Here is a 17,004-nt window from a genome sequence, read left to right as displayed (position 1 = left end):
TTTCTCGCGAGATGCGCTGCATCGCGCTCGAAAAGCGCCTCGATCTACACGAAATCCATCGAAAACCCGCTCTTCCATGCCGAATGTCAACACACCCTAAGCCCTTTGTGTTTGATACCTTTAATCACTGAGAAGCCCCTTTAATACGGGCCTCAGCTTAGCTTGCAACGTGGTACGTTGCAATATGTTTTAAAGAAGTTGGGGCCATGAAATGGCAAATACTTCTTCAAGCATCCATAAACATTTTTTATGGCGTATGCCCGCGGCAAACAGGAACGCCGGCAAGCATCCCTCTTTTAACGCAGGTCTCTCCCCCACAGCCTCTCCTTTCCTCCCATGGGCTACGCCTCTTGCCTCCGCGGCATTGGTTCCGGCATCGAATACCCTCCCGATACCATCATGAACCTCTGCCCGGTGGATAACCGACCGGTGCAGATCGTGTTGGATGTCGACCGAATCCGTCGGGAAAAGCCTAACGGCGCCTGGTATCACCCGGAACGGAAGGACCTGTGGCGCTTCGGCAGCCTCCTCCCGCTCGACATCGCGGACCCGGACGACGCCCGCCACATCGTCACCCTCGGCGAGGGACACACGCCGCTGTTCGACTACCCGGATCACCCCCTCGCGAAACACGCCGGCTTCCGCCTCCAGGTCAAGGAAGAAGGCCTCGCCTACCCGGGCTTCGGCCGTAACCCAACGCAGAGCTTTAAAGACCGCGGGATGGCCGTCGCGGTGTCGATGGCGCGCAGGCTCGGCCTCAAGAAACTGGCCGTCCCGACGCAGGGCAACGCCGGCGACGCCCTGGCGGAATACGGCCGCGCCGCCGGCCTGGAGGTCGCCATCGTGATGCCGGATGACACGCCGATGCCCATCCTGGGCAAGGTGGCCGCCTACGCACAGATCTACCCCACGGTGCACCTCGAACTCGTCAAGGGCACCATCCGCGAGGCCGGCCTGCGGGTGAAGGAGCGCTACATCCCGGAGGGCTACTTCAGCGTCGCCACCTTCCAGGAGCCGGGGTGGCGGATCGAAGGGAAAAAAACGATGGGGCTGGAGATCGCGGAGCCGAGCGAACCCGGCGGCCGCTGGTCGTTGCCGGACGTGGTCGTCTACCCCACGGGAGGCGGGACGGGCATCCTGGGGATGTGGAAGGCATTTGATGAACTGGAAGCCCTCGGCCTGATCGACGGCAGGAGGCCGCGCATCGTCTCGGTCCAGAGCGACCGCACGGCCCCGCTCGTCCGCGCCTTCGAAGCGGGCCTGCGCGACGCCGCGCCCGTCACGGCCGGCGACACCATTGCCACAGGCATCAACGTCCCCGGCGGCGTGGGACACTTCCGGGTGCTAGAGATCCTCTACGAAAGCCAGGGGCTCGCCCTGGGCGTTGCTGAGGCGGACATTGAATCGGCGCTGCGCCAGACCTACAAGACAAAAGGCTGGTGGATCAGCCCGGAAGGAGCTGCCTGCCTGGCGGCACTTCCTTCCCTTGTCGACCGCGGCGTCATCCGCGCCGGCGACCGCGTCGTTACTTTTAACACGGGGTCGTTCGAAAAGTATCTCCCCAACCTGCGTCACCTCTTGCGGTAACCTCCCCGCCGATCCCAAAATTACGGGCTGTTCTCACCGAAGTACGACCTCGGTACGGCAAAAAGCCGCCCTCGGCCTCGGGCGCCTGTATGAAGTTTTTTCGCATGCTTGAAGAGGGCATATTTCCTGCAAGCAGGCTGTCTTATCCCGGTCGCCCCCTTTCGCACGTTTCCCCCCGGACAGGCCAAGCTCCTCACTGACCTCCGGTGAATGCGGCAAAAAAGCAGAGCCGGATAGAATACAACGGTGTCGAAGCGGGAAGCGCCCGCCTGTGAATCGCTCCTGTTAGCCCGTACCGACGTGAAAAACCGCTCGCTTTATGTACTCGGACTCCTTGCGCTGAGCGCCTGTGCGCCTGAAACGCCGGCCTCCGAGCTGGCCCGCTATCCGTCATACGGCCTCGAAGCCATTGCCGCCTCACCGAATGAGGCTACGGGTCATAGCACCCGCGTCCTCTTTCGCGAACGCCCCATGGCGTCCATTCTGGACGAACTGACCCATCATCAAGAAGCGCTGATCCAGGCTTCGGCGGGTCGTAACGTGGAGCTAGCCGCCTCGATTGAGGCGTTAGTAGCCCGCCTCACCGATGAATTCGAAGGGTCGCTGACCACGTCGTACGACGCCCTTAGCCCCGAGCAGCAGATCGTCTACACGGAAGTGATCTACCTCAACGAAGAACTGCGTCTGCTCGTCGCCCGCGCCCTCACCGGCGCTCTCGCACCCCTAGTGCCATCGCCGGCGAGCCGCTTATCGTAGATTACTGATTTCAGATCACAAATTAACGCACTACAACAGCACACCCGGTCCGCCAGCAGTGTTTCATGATCTGCCCATCATTCGGGGCTGTAGAGAATCGTAATCGTCCCGGCATTTGTGCGCGGGCCACCATCGCGGCCTGGCCCGAAGCGCCAGCGCAGGAGCGAATCGATCACCACCGGCTCGAACGCATCCGTACCTTCGGAAAGCGACTCCAGCCCGACCACATTCCCCTGGGGGTCGACCATCATCCGGAGCTGATAGGAAGCCTGCAGCGATCCCGGATTGTTTGGGAGCGGCGTGTTCAACGCCGCGCGCCCCAGCCCCACCAGCACGTACTTCACCCCTTTCACCAGCTCGCCCGGCGCCGGCCCTTCGAGGCGCGTCGGGGGGATGGATGCCGGATCGACGCTCGGGATCGCCGGATCGATGGCCAGGGCCGGGTTCTGGATAGACGTGATCTTTCTAAAGGTGATCGGTCCAAGTGACACGGCCACCAACACACAGGCCGAAAAGATCAGCGCGCCGCGAAACCCGAACACCTTCACGCGCCGGCGTTGCACCACCGGCGAGCGGTCCGCCTCTCGTACGGGAGGGCGCGCCGTTGCCGGCTCGAGGCTGCCCAGCCGCTGCTTCAATGCCGCCATAAACGCCGCATCCTCGCCGCCGCCGTGGGCGCGGAGTTCAGCCCGTACGTCGGCCGCCGGCATGGCGGCAAGTACATCGAGATCGAGCAGGCCGTCGTCGTGGCGGTTATCCAGCCAGGCGGAGGCGTCGGGGGTCGACGCGTCGTCGGGGGTGCGGTGGGCTCGTTTGGCCATGGGGCTGTCCGTTCCGGAGTAAGTCAGAGTGCGTCTTTTAATCCCAGCGCCCCGCGTTTGAGGCGCTTCTGCGCTTTATTTATTTCAAGCACCGACGTCTTCAACAGGTTCGCCAGATCGCGCGGCCGCAGGAGCGGATCGGCGAAGAGGAGATCGACCATCTGAAGAACCAGCTCGTCGCCGGCGAATCGTCGTTTGATGGACTCCTGCAGATGCTTTCGAGCGACCTCTGAAGGTAGGGAGGGGCGCTCGTGGTCGGCCATCCACTCCTCCAGCGCGGTGTGGCGTCCCCAGCCTTTCCGCCCCTTGCCTTTGCTGTCCTTGCTCGTGAAACCCTCGCGGGTGAGCCAGTTCCAGATGTCGCTCTGGATGTTGTTGATCAGCACGGTGAGGAGCGGGACGTCCTCGGGCAGCCGGCGCCGGCCGGTGTACAGCTTCACGATCGCCTCCTGAACCAGGTCGTCCGGTGAGGGAGCCGAACGGATCTGGCCCAGGTAGCGTCGGTGAAAATGGTGCGCCCAGAGGCGCAACCGGGGCACAAGATCGTCCCAATCGGCTTCGCGGAGCAGCGCCGGCGGCTCGAAGGCTTCATCGGCCTCTTTTGCCGTCATGGCGTGGCGACCATCGGAATCAGGCACCAGCCTGCGCCGGTCATTGCTTCTACCCGACGATCGTTTTTTGCCATGTCTGAACGCTTGCAGAGATAATGCCGCGGCAGACCAGCGTCCAAATCGAATCAAAAGGGAGGATCACCGGGCGAAGCCGTCCAGAAAGGTAGGCAAGCGCCAGCCACAAATCCAGACAGAAAGAATGGCAAAAGCCCGTATGGCAAAAGGCGAACATCCAGCACCACGCCCCCGGCGAACATCCAGCACCACGCCCCCGGCGAACATCCAGCACCACGCCCCCGGCGAACATCCAATACCACGCCCCCGGCGAACATCCAACACCACGCCCCCGGCGAATCGACGAATACGCCAACTCGGCGAATTGACGATTACGCCAACTCGGCGAATTGACGAATATCCACAAACCCAACCGGTGGCAAATGCCGGGTTACGGCCTTCGGCCTAACCCGGCCTACAGGGGCATCACGCGGAGGGTGGTCTTGAGGCGGTGTTGGCCGCGGGGGGTGACGGAGACGAGGTCCCGGCCGGCGTTGGCGGTTTCGATACACACCATCTCGAGGTACTCCTCGTCGCCGAAATCGGCCATGCGGCGGGCCTTCGCGACCCAGGGATTCCAGACGACCGTCGACCGGCTGCCGGTTTTTTCCACGACGATCCGGCGATGGAGGTTCGGATCCTCCAGGACGCATGGACCGGTGGTGTCGAGGTAGATGTTGTCCACTTCGCCACGAAAAACGATGGGCCCCTCCTGCCGGTTGAGCGTGTCGGGGCGGAGCTGATCGATGTACGACAGGCCTTCCAGCCCGTGTACCTGCACATCGCCGACGTTGCCGACGATCAGGTACGTGTGGAGCGCGCCGCCGCAGACAAACGCGAAGTGGCCGGTATTACGAACGATGAGTTCGACGGTAAGCGCGGTGTCGACGGTGATGACGAGTTCGAGGTCAAAGGGATGCGGCCACATCCGGAGGGACTCCGCGTCGTCCGACAACCCCAGGCGGACCTGCGCGGCTTCGCCGTCCACGATCCGTGTGGCGCGCACGTCCCACATCCGGTTTCGTACGAAACCGTGATTGGGCAGCGTGTCGTCCAGAAGCGACGGTCCGAACCAGGGCCAGCAAAGCGGGATGCCGCCGCGGATGGCGCGGCCCTCTTCAAAATGGCTCTTTTCGCTCATCCAGAGCACCGGCTCGGCGCCGGCGGGCTGGAATTTCAGCACCTGCCCCCCGTACAACGACACCGTGGCGCGGGCCTGATCGTGCGCCAGCTCAATCATCGGCAAACCGCCGGGGCCTTCAACAAATGTAACCTGCCGGCCAAGCGCGAAGCGGGCGCTCAACTGATCGATCTCCAGAGTAGACTGCACAGCAACTTCCGGGTTTGGTGGTCTTTTTTATATAACCCCGGGGGGAAGGCGGGCAGGGGAGCTGCACAAACGGGCGATCCGAAGGGGTAGGCCCTTGCAGTATCGGCCACGGGTGGTAAAACCTATAAAACGGGAGCGAACTCATGGAGCGGTGGACTCAAAACAATTTTTCTCCCGATTTTTCCGAACCGAACCCGACGAAAAGATGCGTCCATTCATCGCGATGTAGACGCCGGGGGGCATGGCCTGGACGGTGGCGAGCGCAAAACCGATGTTAAACTCGGCGTCGCTGTTCTTAAACCGGGCGGGGCTGAGCGAACCGACCAGGACAATCGTTTTATTGGGCACGGCTTCGAGCACCCGCGCCGTATCTACCATCGTATCGGTCCCGTGTGTTATCAGAATATGCGGCGCGGATTCGTGCGAGACCCGTTCCAGCATCAGCGCCCGGTCCGCGTCGGTAATCTCCAGGCTATCCTTGGATAACAACCGCTCGATGGCGTAAGAGACCACCACGCCGGCATCCGACAGGATGCGCGTGATCTGAGGATCGCCGACGGCGAATTCGCTTTTGGCGTCGAAGTACACCTTGTCGATGGTGCCGCCGGTGGTGAATATTTTTATCTGCATGTAACGAAGTCGTCTATCGAGGCCGGCATCAGGAGACGCCGATTCTTCAGCCCCGGTACGTCAACGCGAGCGCCGTCAGGTCGTCGAACTGGGCCTGCCCGGCCGTGAAGGTGCTCACCGCCTCGCGTACACCACGCAGGATCGCCTCGGCGCCGCCCCGCGACCCCAGCGAGGCCATCAAACGCACCTCCTCGAAAAAGGCGCCCTTCTCGCCCACAGCCTCCGTGATGCCGTCCGTGTACAGAAACAAGGTATCGCCTGGCGCCAATCGAACGGCGGCCTCCGCGAAGGTAAAGGAACTCACCATACACAACCCGACGCCCCGCGTCCGCTCGAGGGTCGAGACGCCGCCGTCCGCCGTCACCAGGCAGGGCGCCGGGTGTCCGGCGGTGACATAGGTGAACTGCCCGCTCGAAAGCTCCAGGATGCCGATAACCGCCGTCACGAACACTTCCGATAGGCTCTGCGGATACAACATCCGGTTGACCCGCTCGGCGATGTCGCCCGGCGCATCGACGTGCATCGCCACCGCCTGGACCAGCGTGCGCGTGATCGCCATGAACAGCGCCGCCGACACCCCTTTCCCGGATACGTCGCCGATGACCACCCCCATCCGGTCGTCCCCGATCTTGAAGAAGTCGTAGAAATCTCCACCCACCTCCCGCGCCGGCTCCAGGAATGCATGCATCGAAATCTGTTCGGTTTCGAGGGTTTCCGCCGGCAGAAACGCCCGCTGAATCCGTCGGGCCACGGATAGTTCTTTCTGGAGATCGAGGAGCGCGCGCTGGTCGTTCAGCGCCTCGCCAACCACCCGCAGCTCCCGCACCCCTTTGTCGATCGTCCGCTCCAGATCGTCGAAATCGACGGGCTTCGTCACGAAGTCGTACGCGCCGCGGTTCATGGCGACGCGGATGTTGCTCATGTCCCCATACGCCGACACGACGACCGCTTTCAGCAAGCGATCCATCCCCTGGAGCCGATCCAGCAGCGTGAGCCCGTCCATGCCGGGCATGTTGATGTCGGTCAGGATGAGCTGGATCTGGGGTTGCTCCTGCAGGACATCCAGCGCCTGAAACCCGTTCTGCGCGAAGTGGAACGCCCATTCCTCGGCCCGAATCCGTTTCCGGAAGCGCTGTCGAATGAGCAACTCGAGGTCCGGCTCGTCGTCGACGACCAGTATATCGAAGGGCATGATGGCGTTCACATGGATTGTGTGGGATCGATCAGCGCGCGGAGGGCGCTGGCGACATCTTCGGGGATGGCCGTGAAGCGGAGCAACGCCGTCTGCCGGCCGGCGTCGGCTTCAGTCACCTTCGCATACAGATCACCCGACGCCGGCTCGTCGCCCCTGTGCCATGCGATATCCACACGTACATTCTCCAACACCTGCACGGGCGCGGAGAGCTGGACCAGGGCCGTTCGATGAGAGAGCGCCAACAACGCGCCTTCCGAGCGCCGACCGGTCACGTGTTTTCCATCAAACACCATGTAATGGAGGGGATACGGCGCCGCGAGGTCGACGAGCGGATCGGCCTCGCCGGCGAGATACAGGTCGTAGGGCGGCCCGATCCCTTCCACCTCGTACAACGCGATGGGCTCGGCGAACCCCTTGGTCGACACCTCCATCCGCCGGCCGATGACCAGGCCCCCGCCGGCCGCGGTCCGCGTCCCCTCCGACAGCAGGATCTGCCCGCCGACGGTGTAGGACTCGATGCGGGATGTCAGGTTGACGTGGCTCCCGACGACACCGTACTTGGCGCGTTTGGCCGATCCAATGTTGCCCACGACAACCTCGCCGGTGTTGATGCCGATGCCCATTTCGAGCGCCGGCCACCCGCGGGCGTGCATCACCTCGTTCACCACGGCCATCTCACGCTGCATGGCCAGCGCACACGCCACGGCCCGCTCGGCGTCGTCCGGCCGCTGTAACGGGGCGCCAAAAACGACCAGGATCGCGTCTCCGATAAACTCGTCGATCGTGCCATTGTACGCGGCGATGACGTCGGCCATCTTCCCGAGATAGGTATTCAGAATGTCGACCACTACTTCCGGCGGCAGCCGTTCCGACACATTCGAGAAGCCGCGGAGATCGGACATGAGGATCGTCACGGGGCGCTTTTCACCGCCCAGCCGCCAGGCGTCCGGATTGTCGAGCAGCGCGGACGCGACCTCGTCCGACAGGTACCGGCCGAACGTCTCGCGGACCCGTCGGGCCCGCCGGCGTTCATCGACAATGTCGATGGCTTTTTTGATGGTGATTTCGAGGTCATGCAGATCGATCGGCTTCATCAGAAAGTCGAATGACCCCCGGTTCATCGCCTGGCGAATGTTGTCGAGATCGCCATAGGCGGACACCACGACGGCCTGCAATAGCCGTTCGAGCCGGCTGATGTGGGTCAACAACGTCAACCCATCCATCCGCGGCATGTTGATATCGGTCAGTACGATCTCGATGTCGCGATCTTCGTTGAGCCGATCGAGCGCCTCGTACCCATCCAACGCCATGACGAAGTCATAATCGCCGGCGCGGATTTCCTTCCGAAATTTCTGACGGATCAACGCGCCCAGATCGGGCTCGTCGTCCACCACGAGTATTTTTCTGGGTGCTTCCATCTACGCCGTCATCCTCACGATCGTCTGCTTCAACTCTGCGAAGTCGATGGGTTTTGTGAGATAGCCGTCCGCGCCATACTGCATGGCGGAGCGGTAGTTTTGCTCGTCGCCGTAGGCAGTGATGATGTGCACGGGCACGCCGGCATACTCCTGCTTGAGCCACTTGAGCAACTCCAGCCCCGTCATCCCCGGCATATTGATGTCGGACAACACCAGCACGATGTCCGCCCGTTTGAGCGAGCGCATATACGTCAGTGCATCCTCACCCGAAAGCGCGAAGTGGAATGAAAGGGTATTCGCCTTGATTTCCTTCCGGAAATGCTGACGGAACAACCATTGCATGTCTTCCTCGTCGTCGACGACGAGCACGTGAAGGGTGTCGCGTTGCATACACGTACGGGCGCAACGCCCGATGTTTCGCGCCGCCTCACGCCGGCGAGGTGGCGCCCGTGGGCAGGGTCATTTCAAAAGCCGCCCCGTCTACGACGGACGGATCGGCCTGGAGCGCCCCACGATGTCCCTGGGTGACAATATCGTAGCTGAGCGACAGCCCCAGTCCAGTCCCTTCGCCGGGCGGCTTGGTGGTAAAAAACGGGTTGAATATACGGGGATAAAGCGTCTCGGGGATCCCGATGCCGTTATCTTCTACTCGGACAATGACGCTATCGCCTTCCCGCCGCGTGACCAGCTGGACGCGGGGGGCGTAGCCGGCATCGCCTCGCTGGCGCCGGGCGTTCACGGCATGGAACGCATTACTCAGCAGATTGAGCAGCACGCGCCCAATGTCCTGGGGCACCATGCGCACCTGCCCGACGGCCGTGTCGAAGCGCTTATCGATCGTCACGTTGAAGCTCGAATCCCGGGCGCGAGCGCCGTGATAGGCCAGGCCGGCGTATTCGTCGAGGAGCAGGTTGAGGTCCACCTCGCGCCATTCGCCCGACGCCCCCCGAGCGTGCTGAAGCATGCCGTGCACGATCCGATCCGCCCGTTTGCCGTGCTGCTGGATCCGGCTCGCGTTTTCCCCGAGGTTGTTCAACACATCCGCCAGTTGCTCGCGCACCTGCCGAACCGGGGCTTCGGGATGGGCATCGAGGAAGGTGATGAGTTCCTCGACCAGCTCGACGGACAGCGCAGCAAAATTATTGACGAAATTGAGCGGATTTTTGATCTCGTGTGCGATGCCGGCCGTAAGCTGACCCAGCGAAATCATCTTTTCGCTCTGTATCAACTGATCCTGCGCGGCGTTAAGCTCGGCCAGGAGATCTTCGAGCCGTCCGTTTTTCTCCTGAAGCAGGGCGTTCTGCTCCCGTATCCAGGCGGCCTCACGCTCCGTCTGATCCACCGCGAGACGGATCTGTAGATGGCTCATCTTGACGCGCAGTTCCTCGCTGAACACACGCTCTTTCGAGGCGTGGTAAGCCTTGTAATGGTCGAGCGCCGTCATCGAATCGCCCCGCACCTCGTAGAGCTGGGCCAGCGCTTCATGAGATTCGTAGATGCGCGTCTCCACGCCCAACCCCTCCGCGATGGCGAGCGACCGCTGGAGGACGGCCTCGGCCTCATCGTAGCGTCGCATGCGAATATAGAGCCGGCCGATGTGGAGTAGACTGGTGCTCACGGCCCGCGTGTTATCGATCTGCCGGCGGATCGCGAGGCCGTCCAACAGGTACGCCTCGGCCTCCTCAAACCGTCCTTCCTCCAGGCACAAACACCCGAGATCGTGCAGGGCCCGCGCTTCGCCGTTGACGTTATCTTCCTCGCGAAACAGGGACAACGCGCGCTGGAAATACTCCACAGCCCGCGCACGATCGCCCCGGCGCTGGTGGACCGCTCCGATACCCGTCAGCGCCCGGGCCGTGCCGATGCCGAAACCCTCCGCCTCGAACAGAGCGAGGCTCTGATCGTAATAACCGAGCGCCCGATCGAGGTCGCCCATCTCAAAATAGCCTACCCCGAAACCATGCAATAGCCAGCCGCGGTACATGCCATGGCTGCCGTCTGAGAGTACGTCGATGGCCCGCTGCCCGTACGAAAGCGCCTTCTCGAAGTCGCCCAGGCTCAGGTAGACGCCGGCGTACCCGCCCAACATGCCGGCCTGCAGTTGCCGATCCTCGATGGCCTCGGCGAGCGCCATGCCCTCTCGGAGTACCGCCATGGCCTCGTCATAGTCGGACAAGATGTGAAAGGCCATCGCCTGAATCCAGTATCCGTACCGCTCAGGATAGGGGTCCCCCGCGAGACGTGCCTCTTCGATCAGAGCGGGCACCCACGTCAGCACCTGTCGCGGCGCGTCGTTGACGGCGCGTTCGGCGTAGGCGTTGAGTCGGTCAAATTTTTCGCTGGAGGGTGGCCCGCCGGCGAGTATGTCTCCCCAGGCCGCCTCGCGCGCTTGCTGATTATCCAGTTCCATGCCCTAGCATCGTGTAATGGACGCAACTTACGAAATCCCATGCGGGTATGTTAGTCTCCTCCGCTGACCGCGCGCATCGCCCTGTACAGCCGATTCAAAAACCGCCCTTTCAAACCCTTCTCCATGTCCGCTGCCGACGCCGAACGCCGCTTCGAAATCCAGGCCTCGTTTGTCCCCACCGGAGACCAACCCCGGGCTATCGACGAGTTGACGAAGGGCGCCCTTCGGGGAGATCCCTATCAGACGCTGCTCGGTGCAACGGGCACGGGCAAGACGTTTACCGTCAGCCACCTGATGCAGAACCTGAACCGGCCCACGCTGGTGATGAGCCACAACAAGACGCTCGCCGCCCAGCTGTACGCCGAGTTCAAACAGTTTTTCCCGAGCAATGCCGTCGAGTTTTTTATCTCCTATTACGACTACTACCAACCCGAGGCGTACATCCCGCACTCGGACACCTACATCGAAAAGGATATGTCGGTCAACGAACGGATCGACCGGCTCCGGCTGCGCGCCACGAGCGCCCTGGTGTCCGGCCGGTCGGACGTGATCGTCGTCGCCAGCGTCTCCTGCATCTATGGCCTCGGCTCGCCCGACGAGTACCGCGCACAGATCGCGCAGGTCCAGGCGGGGATGGAAATCGAGCGGAACGCGCTCCTCCACCAGCTCTCCAGCATCTTTTATACCCGAAACGACATCGCCTTCGAACCCGGCGCCTTCCGCGTCCGCGGCGACGTCGTCGAGGTGTTTCCGGCCTACCTGGAGGATATCGCCTACCGGATTACGTTCTGGGGAGATGAGATCGAAAAGATCAGCAGCTTCGAGCCGCTCACCGGGCACATCATCGAGGAACTGCAACTCCTCACCATCTACCCGGCCAAGATCTTCGTCACGCCGAAAGACAAACTCGAACAGGCGCTGGCATCCATCGAAGAAGAGTTACACTGGCGCCTGGCCGTGCTGCGCGAAATGGGTAAACTCGTCGAGTCCCAACGTCTCGAACAGCGCACGATGTTCGACCTGGAGATGCTCCGCGAGGTCGGTTATTGCTCGGGCGTCGAAAACTACTCGCGCCACCTCTCCGGCCTCCAGCCCGGGCAACGGCCGTATTGTCTGTTTGATTATTTCCCGGATGACATGCTGCTTGTGATCGACGAGAGCCACGTCACGGTCCCCCAGATCCGCGCCATGTATAACGGCGACCGCGCCCGCAAACTCACGCTGGTCGAGCACGGCTTCCGCCTCCCCTCGGCCCTGGACAACCGCCCGATGACATTCGAGGAGTTCGAAGCCAAACAGAAGCAGGTGATCTACGTCAGCGCCACGCCGGGGGATTATGAGATGGAAAAATGCAACGGCGTGTTCGTCGAGCAGGTCATCCGCCCCACCGGCATCCCGGACCCCGTCGTCATCCTCCGCCCCTCCAAAGGCCAGATCGACGACCTGCTCGAGGAGATCCGCGGCTGCGCGGAGCGGGGCGAGCGGACGCTGGTCACCACGCTGACGAAGCGCATGTCCGAGGATCTCACCGATTACCTCGACTCGTTCGGCGTCCGCGTGCGGTACATGCACTCGGATATCGACGCCCTCGAACGCGTCAACATCCTGCGGGACCTGCGCCTCGGCGAGTTCGACGTCCTGATCGGCGTCAACCTCTTGCGCGAGGGCCTCGATCTTCCCGAGGTGGCGCTCGTCGCCATCCTCGACGCCGACAAGGAAGGCTTCCTGCGCAGCGACCGGTCGCTCATCCAGACCGCCGGCCGCGCCGCCCGTAACGCCGCCGGCCGCATCATCATGTACGGCGATATCATTACAGGATCCATGCAACGGATGATGGCCGAAACCCTGCGCCGGCGCGAGATCCAGCTCGCCTACAACGAAGAACACGGCATCACCCCACGCACGGTGTTCAAATCCCGGGAGGAAATCCTTCGCGGCACTGTCATCGCCGAGGAAAAAGCGGACCAGGAGGATGGGTACAGCTCGCGCTACCACGGGGGCGAAAACGCCCTTCCTATCGCGGCCGACCCGGTGGTCAAATACCTTACGAACGACCAGAAACGCGACCTCATCGCCCAGCTTCGCAAAGAAATGGCCGAGGCGTCGGCCGGCCTCAAATTCGAACGCGCCGCCGAACTCCGCGACAGCATCGCCCAGATGGAGGCGGCCATTTCACGCTCATGACCATTGTCTTCGTGCTGGGCGCCGTCCAGGGGCTGTTTCTCGCGGCGGTTCTAGCCGGCCGCACGCCGCGGACGACGCCCAACGGCCTCCTCGCGGCGGCGATGACGACGTTCTCCATCGATCTTGGCATCGCGGCCTACCACAGCGCCGGCCTGGACGCACGGCTCCCTCATTTCATCGGACTCGATGCCGCCATCGGCTTCCTGTACGGTCCGCTCTGGTTCCTCTACGTCCGGACGCTCACTACGCCTCCGGGGACGCTCCGACCGCGTGACGCGCTACATTTCGCGCCATTTGTCGGCCTCATCCTCTTCCTGGCGCCCTTTTATCTACTCAGCGGGGCGGACAAGCTCGCCGGCATGCGCCAGCCCACCGAAAACCCCTACCTCGCCGCCATCGGCTTCCTGGCGCCGTTTAAACTCGTCATCGGCGCCGCCTACATCGGCTCGGTACTCGTGCTCATTCGCCGCCACGGCCGGCGCATCCGGTCGGCGTACTCCACCCTCGAACGCGTCCAGCTCGGATGGGTCCGCCATGTCACCATCGCGCTTGTCGTGCTCCTCGTCGTATCCGGCAGTTTGTTCGTCGCCAGTGGCCCCGCCGGCGACTACCCGGTCGGCCTGGACCCGACCGGTCCCTTCGACGACCTGACGCTCCTCTCCGTCACGGTCATGGTCTATTTCATCGGCTACCTCGGCCTCCGGCAACACGAAATCCTGCTCCCTAACGACCCGCCCCCCGAACCGGTCATCGAGTTCGCGAGCAACCCCGCCGAGCCGCTCCAATCCAACAAGCCCCGCTACACCCGATCCGGCATGGACCCCGAAACGGCGCGCCGCATCAAGGACCGGCTGTGCGCGCTCATGGAACAGGAACACCTCTACCGAAACGGGCAACTCACGCTCATCGACCTCGCCGGCGCGCTCGACATCTCGCCCCATAACCTGACCGAAGTCATCAACACCCAGCTCGGTCTCAACTTCTACGATTTCGTCAATGGCTACCGGGTACGCGAGGCCCAGACCCAGCTGGCCGATCCCGCCTGCGCCCACCTCACCGTTCTGGCCATCGGGCTCGAGGCGGGGTTCAACTCCAAGTCGGCCTTCAACGCGGTCTTCAAAAAACACACAAACCACTCTCCGTCGGACTATCGGGCCGGCGAACCCCTGCCTTCACACGGGACTTGAGGTCCAGCCCCGCTGGACAGGACGACGCCGGGGCCTCAAACGGCTAGTTTCGAGTTGATTCATTCACTCAATAGCCCATTTCACCATGCGTTTTTTCGTCCCGCTACTGCTTCTTACAGGAGCGTTGTGTGTCCTTCCGAATCCCGCCAGCGCTCAGCAGACCCCTCCTCTCTTCCAGACCGTCCGCGGGGTCGTCCTCGATCGCGATTCCCGCGCGCCCCTGCCGGGCGCCAACATCCTTATCGTGGGTATCGAGCCCGTAATGGGTACGACGACCGATTCCGAAGGTCGGTTCGTAGTGCCACACGTACCCGTCGGCCGGCGACAGATCCGCGCCAGTTTCCTCGGCTTCGAGCCGGCACTCCTCCCCGAAGTGCTCGTCACCGCCGGAAAAGAGGTCTTTCTATCCATCACCCTGCAAGAACAGGTGCTCCAGGGGCAGGAAGTCGTTGTCGAAGCGGGAGCGGAGAAGGATCGTCCACACCACGAAATGGCGTTTGTAAGCGCCCGCTCCTTTTCGGTGGAGGAGACCCGTCGGTACGCCGGCGGCCTCGACGACCCGGCCCGCATGGCCTCCGCCTTTGCCGGCATCGCCTCGGCCGGCGGCGTGCAGGACAATGCGCTGTCCATCCGCGGCCACAGCCCCAAAGGCGTACAATGGCGGCTCCAGGGGGTCGAGATCCCGAATCCAAACCACTTCGCCGGACTCAGTGTGGCCGGCGGCGGCGGCCTCACGCTCTTTAGCAGTCAATTGCTCGCTTCGTCCGACGTGATGACAGGGGCCTTCCCCGCCGCCTTCGGCAATGCGCTCGCCGGCGTATTCGACATGCAGTTCCGCCCGGGCAACGCCTCCCGACGGGAGCATACCCTCCAGCTGGGCCTCATCGGCGTCGAGGCGGCCTCGGAAGGACCCTTTCACGCCGGCGGCGATGCCTCCTACCTGATCAATTATCGCTACTCTACCCTCGGCCTCCTCCTCCCCCTTCTCCCCACCGAATCCGCCACGACCTTCCAGGACCTCGCGTTCCATGTCAACATCCCGACCCGTCGTGCCGGCCGGTTCAGCCTGTGGGGAATGGGCGGCAGCGACCGCCAATCCCAGCGCGCCACGATGGACTCGACGGCCTGGGAGTATGATTTCTGGGATCGCGTGGATTCCGACCTCAAACTCGACATCGGCGTCGCCGGCGTCACACACCACGCGCTCCTCGGCGCCCGAACCTACCTCCAGTCCCGGCTCGCGGCATCGATCAATCGGACCCTGTGGGACTGGGTGCGCCTCGACGATTCGCTCCAGCGGCAACCCGACCTATTAATCGATTCGCGTGATACCCGCGCCACGGCCAGCGTGCAGCTCAACCACAAGTTCAGCGCGCGCCATACCCACGAGGTGAGCCTCTCCGTCCATCGACTCGGGTACGACTTGACGCTTCGCGACGCACCCGACCAGCAGCCGCCGGCCGTCACATTGGCCGCCGGCGACGGCCAGGCCTACCTGCTCGAAGCCGGCGCCCAGTCTCGTTTCCGGCCGACGGACCGGCTCACGCTCGCCCTCGGGGTCCATGCGACCCGCTTCGGCCTCACGGGCAGCGGCGCGATCGAACCTCGCTTCGCCCTACAATGGCAGGCGAGCCGCCGCCAGACCCTCAGCCTCGGCATCGGCCGCCACAGCCAGACCGAAGAGCTCCGCATCTACTTCGCCGATCCAAACGGCGACGGCCGGCCAGACAACGGTGCACTCGGCCTGGCACGCGCCCATCACTTCGTCCTCGGGTACGACCTCGCCCTCTCTGACGTCCGCCGCATCAAGATCGAAACCTACTACCAGCACCTGTTCAATATCCCCGTGACGCCGGACAGCTCGTACTCGATGCTCAACTTCGAGCAGGACTGGGGTTTCAACGCGGCGCTCACGAATGCCGGCGCCGGCGCCAATGCCGGCATCGAGTTTACGCTCGAACGCTTCCTGCGTGACGGCTATTACTACCTCCTCACTGCATCCCTGTTCGATGCCCGTTACCGGGGCGGCGATGGCGTCTGGCGTGGCTCCCGGTTCGACCGCGGGTATGCCATCAACGCCCTTGCCGGCAAAGAAATCGCCCTCCGGGGTGGTCGACGCACACTCGGTGTCAATGGCCGGCTTATCGGCCTCGGCGGCAAACGCTACAGCCCTATCGACCACGCCGCATCCATCCAGGAAGAACAGGTTGTCCTCGACGAAAACAGCCCCTTCGATGCGCGTTGGCCGGCTACCTTTCTTGTCGATTTTACCGTCACATACCGCATCGATCGGCCGGAAAAATCGCACGTGTGGGCCCTGCAGGTTAAGAATGCACTCGGAGCGAAGGATCGTTATTTCGACTTTAACTACCTCCGGAGCGCCGTCGAAACCCTGCGCGAGGGCTTCCCCCTCCCTGTGCTAAGTTATAAGATCGAATTCTAACGTCCGTCACGCGCCGGGCAACATTAAAAAACCGTGGAGCCTTGATGGAGCGAGGGGCGCTGGAAACCTGCCGATCCATGACGAGTACAGATGCACGCTATTTCGACGTTTGTACGCTGCACAGCACGCTGATACCATGAAAAAAGATATCCATCCGAACTACAAGATGATCACCGTCAAACTGGCGGATGGCACCACGATCCAGACCCGTTCGACAATGGATTCCGACACGTACTCGTCGGAAGTCGACTCGACGAACCATCCGTTTTACACGGGTCGTCGCCAGTACGTCGATACCGCCGGCCGCGTGGAAAAATTCAACCGCCGTTACGCGAAGGCCGCCCCCAAAGTGGCGGACTCGACAGCGACGGAATAACT

At 62.7% G+C, this 17,004-nt stretch carries 14 protein-coding genes; 6 read left to right on the top strand and 8 right to left on the bottom strand.

Features of this window, described 5'->3' with window-relative positions; all coding sequences use genetic code 11:
• Positions 1–336: 336 nt before the first annotated feature.
• Together SH809_12760 and SH809_12755 are read left to right on the top strand one after the other, a co-directional pair.
• Positions 337–1,587, top strand: a complete 1,251-nt coding sequence (locus SH809_12760) for a threonine synthase (GenBank protein MDZ4700571.1) — start codon at positions 337–339, stop codon at positions 1,585–1,587.
• A 300-nt stretch (positions 1,588–1,887) separates the two neighbouring features.
• The gene (locus tag SH809_12755) at positions 1,888–2,343 is read left to right on the top strand and encodes a hypothetical protein (protein MDZ4700570.1); all 456 of its coding nucleotides are present in this window, start codon (positions 1,888–1,890) and stop codon (positions 2,341–2,343) included.
• 77 nt (positions 2,344–2,420) lie between these two features.
• On the opposite strand, the gene SH809_12750 is transcribed toward SH809_12755, so the two are convergent.
• From SH809_12750 to SH809_12715, 8 genes are all read right to left on the bottom strand, one after another.
• A complete protein-coding gene (locus tag SH809_12750; GenBank protein MDZ4700569.1) occupies positions 2,421–3,164 on the bottom strand; it encodes a hypothetical protein in 744 nt (247 codons plus the stop codon).
• 23 nt (positions 3,165–3,187) lie between these two features.
• Positions 3,188–3,802 carry a hypothetical protein gene (locus SH809_12745; protein ID MDZ4700568.1) on the bottom strand — a complete coding sequence of 205 codons (615 nt, stop codon included), beginning with the start codon at positions 3,800–3,802 and terminating at the stop codon, positions 3,188–3,190.
• A gap of 442 nt (positions 3,803–4,244) precedes the next feature.
• Positions 4,245–5,159, bottom strand: coding sequence for a D-hexose-6-phosphate mutarotase (locus SH809_12740; protein MDZ4700567.1), 915 nt, complete (start codon positions 5,157–5,159; stop codon positions 4,245–4,247).
• Positions 5,160–5,300: 141 nt separating this feature from the next.
• Positions 5,301–5,789 (bottom strand): asparaginase domain-containing protein, encoded by a 489-nt coding sequence (locus tag SH809_12735; GenBank protein MDZ4700566.1) that lies wholly within the window; start codon positions 5,787–5,789, stop codon positions 5,301–5,303.
• 46 nt (positions 5,790–5,835) lie between these two features.
• Complete coding sequence (locus SH809_12730; GenBank protein MDZ4700565.1) at positions 5,836–6,981, bottom strand: SpoIIE family protein phosphatase; 1,146 nt, start codon at positions 6,979–6,981, stop codon at positions 5,836–5,838.
• Between the two features lie 8 nt (positions 6,982–6,989).
• A complete protein-coding gene (locus tag SH809_12725) occupies positions 6,990–8,402 on the bottom strand; it encodes an adenylate/guanylate cyclase domain-containing protein (protein MDZ4700564.1) in 1,413 nt (470 codons plus the stop codon).
• Positions 8,403–8,792 carry a response regulator gene (locus SH809_12720; GenBank protein MDZ4700563.1) on the bottom strand — a complete coding sequence of 130 codons (390 nt, stop codon included), beginning with the start codon at positions 8,790–8,792 and terminating at the stop codon, positions 8,403–8,405.
• Positions 8,793–8,829: 37 nt separating this feature from the next.
• The gene (locus SH809_12715; protein MDZ4700562.1) at positions 8,830–10,812 is read right to left on the bottom strand and encodes a tetratricopeptide repeat protein; all 1,983 of its coding nucleotides are present in this window, start codon (positions 10,810–10,812) and stop codon (positions 8,830–8,832) included.
• 123 nt (positions 10,813–10,935) lie between these two features.
• Between SH809_12715 and uvrB the strand changes: the two genes are divergently transcribed.
• The 4 genes from uvrB to rpmE all read left to right on the top strand — a co-directional run bounded on the left by uvrB (position 10,936) and on the right by rpmE (position 17,002).
• Complete coding sequence (gene uvrB, locus SH809_12710) at positions 10,936–12,996, top strand: excinuclease ABC subunit UvrB (GenBank protein MDZ4700561.1); 2,061 nt, start codon at positions 10,936–10,938, stop codon at positions 12,994–12,996.
• Positions 12,993–14,183 carry an AraC family transcriptional regulator gene (locus SH809_12705; protein MDZ4700560.1) on the top strand — a complete coding sequence of 397 codons (1,191 nt, stop codon included), beginning with the start codon at positions 12,993–12,995 and terminating at the stop codon, positions 14,181–14,183. Before uvrB ends, SH809_12705 begins: the two co-directional genes overlap by 4 nt.
• Before the next feature lie 85 nt (positions 14,184–14,268).
• Positions 14,269–16,626, top strand: a complete 2,358-nt coding sequence (locus tag SH809_12700; GenBank protein ID MDZ4700559.1) for a TonB-dependent receptor — start codon at positions 14,269–14,271, stop codon at positions 16,624–16,626.
• Between the two features lie 136 nt (positions 16,627–16,762).
• Positions 16,763–17,002: a 50S ribosomal protein L31 gene (gene rpmE / locus SH809_12695; GenBank protein MDZ4700558.1), complete on the top strand. Its 240-nt coding sequence runs from the start codon at positions 16,763–16,765 to the stop codon at positions 17,000–17,002.
• Positions 17,003–17,004: the final 2 nt, after the last annotated feature.

It is taken from the genome of Rhodothermales bacterium, assembly GCA_034439735.1.
Classification (GTDB): domain Bacteria; phylum Bacteroidota; class Rhodothermia; order Rhodothermales; family JAHQVL01; genus JAWKNW01.
This window is presented reverse-complemented; position numbering and strand designations above follow the sequence as displayed.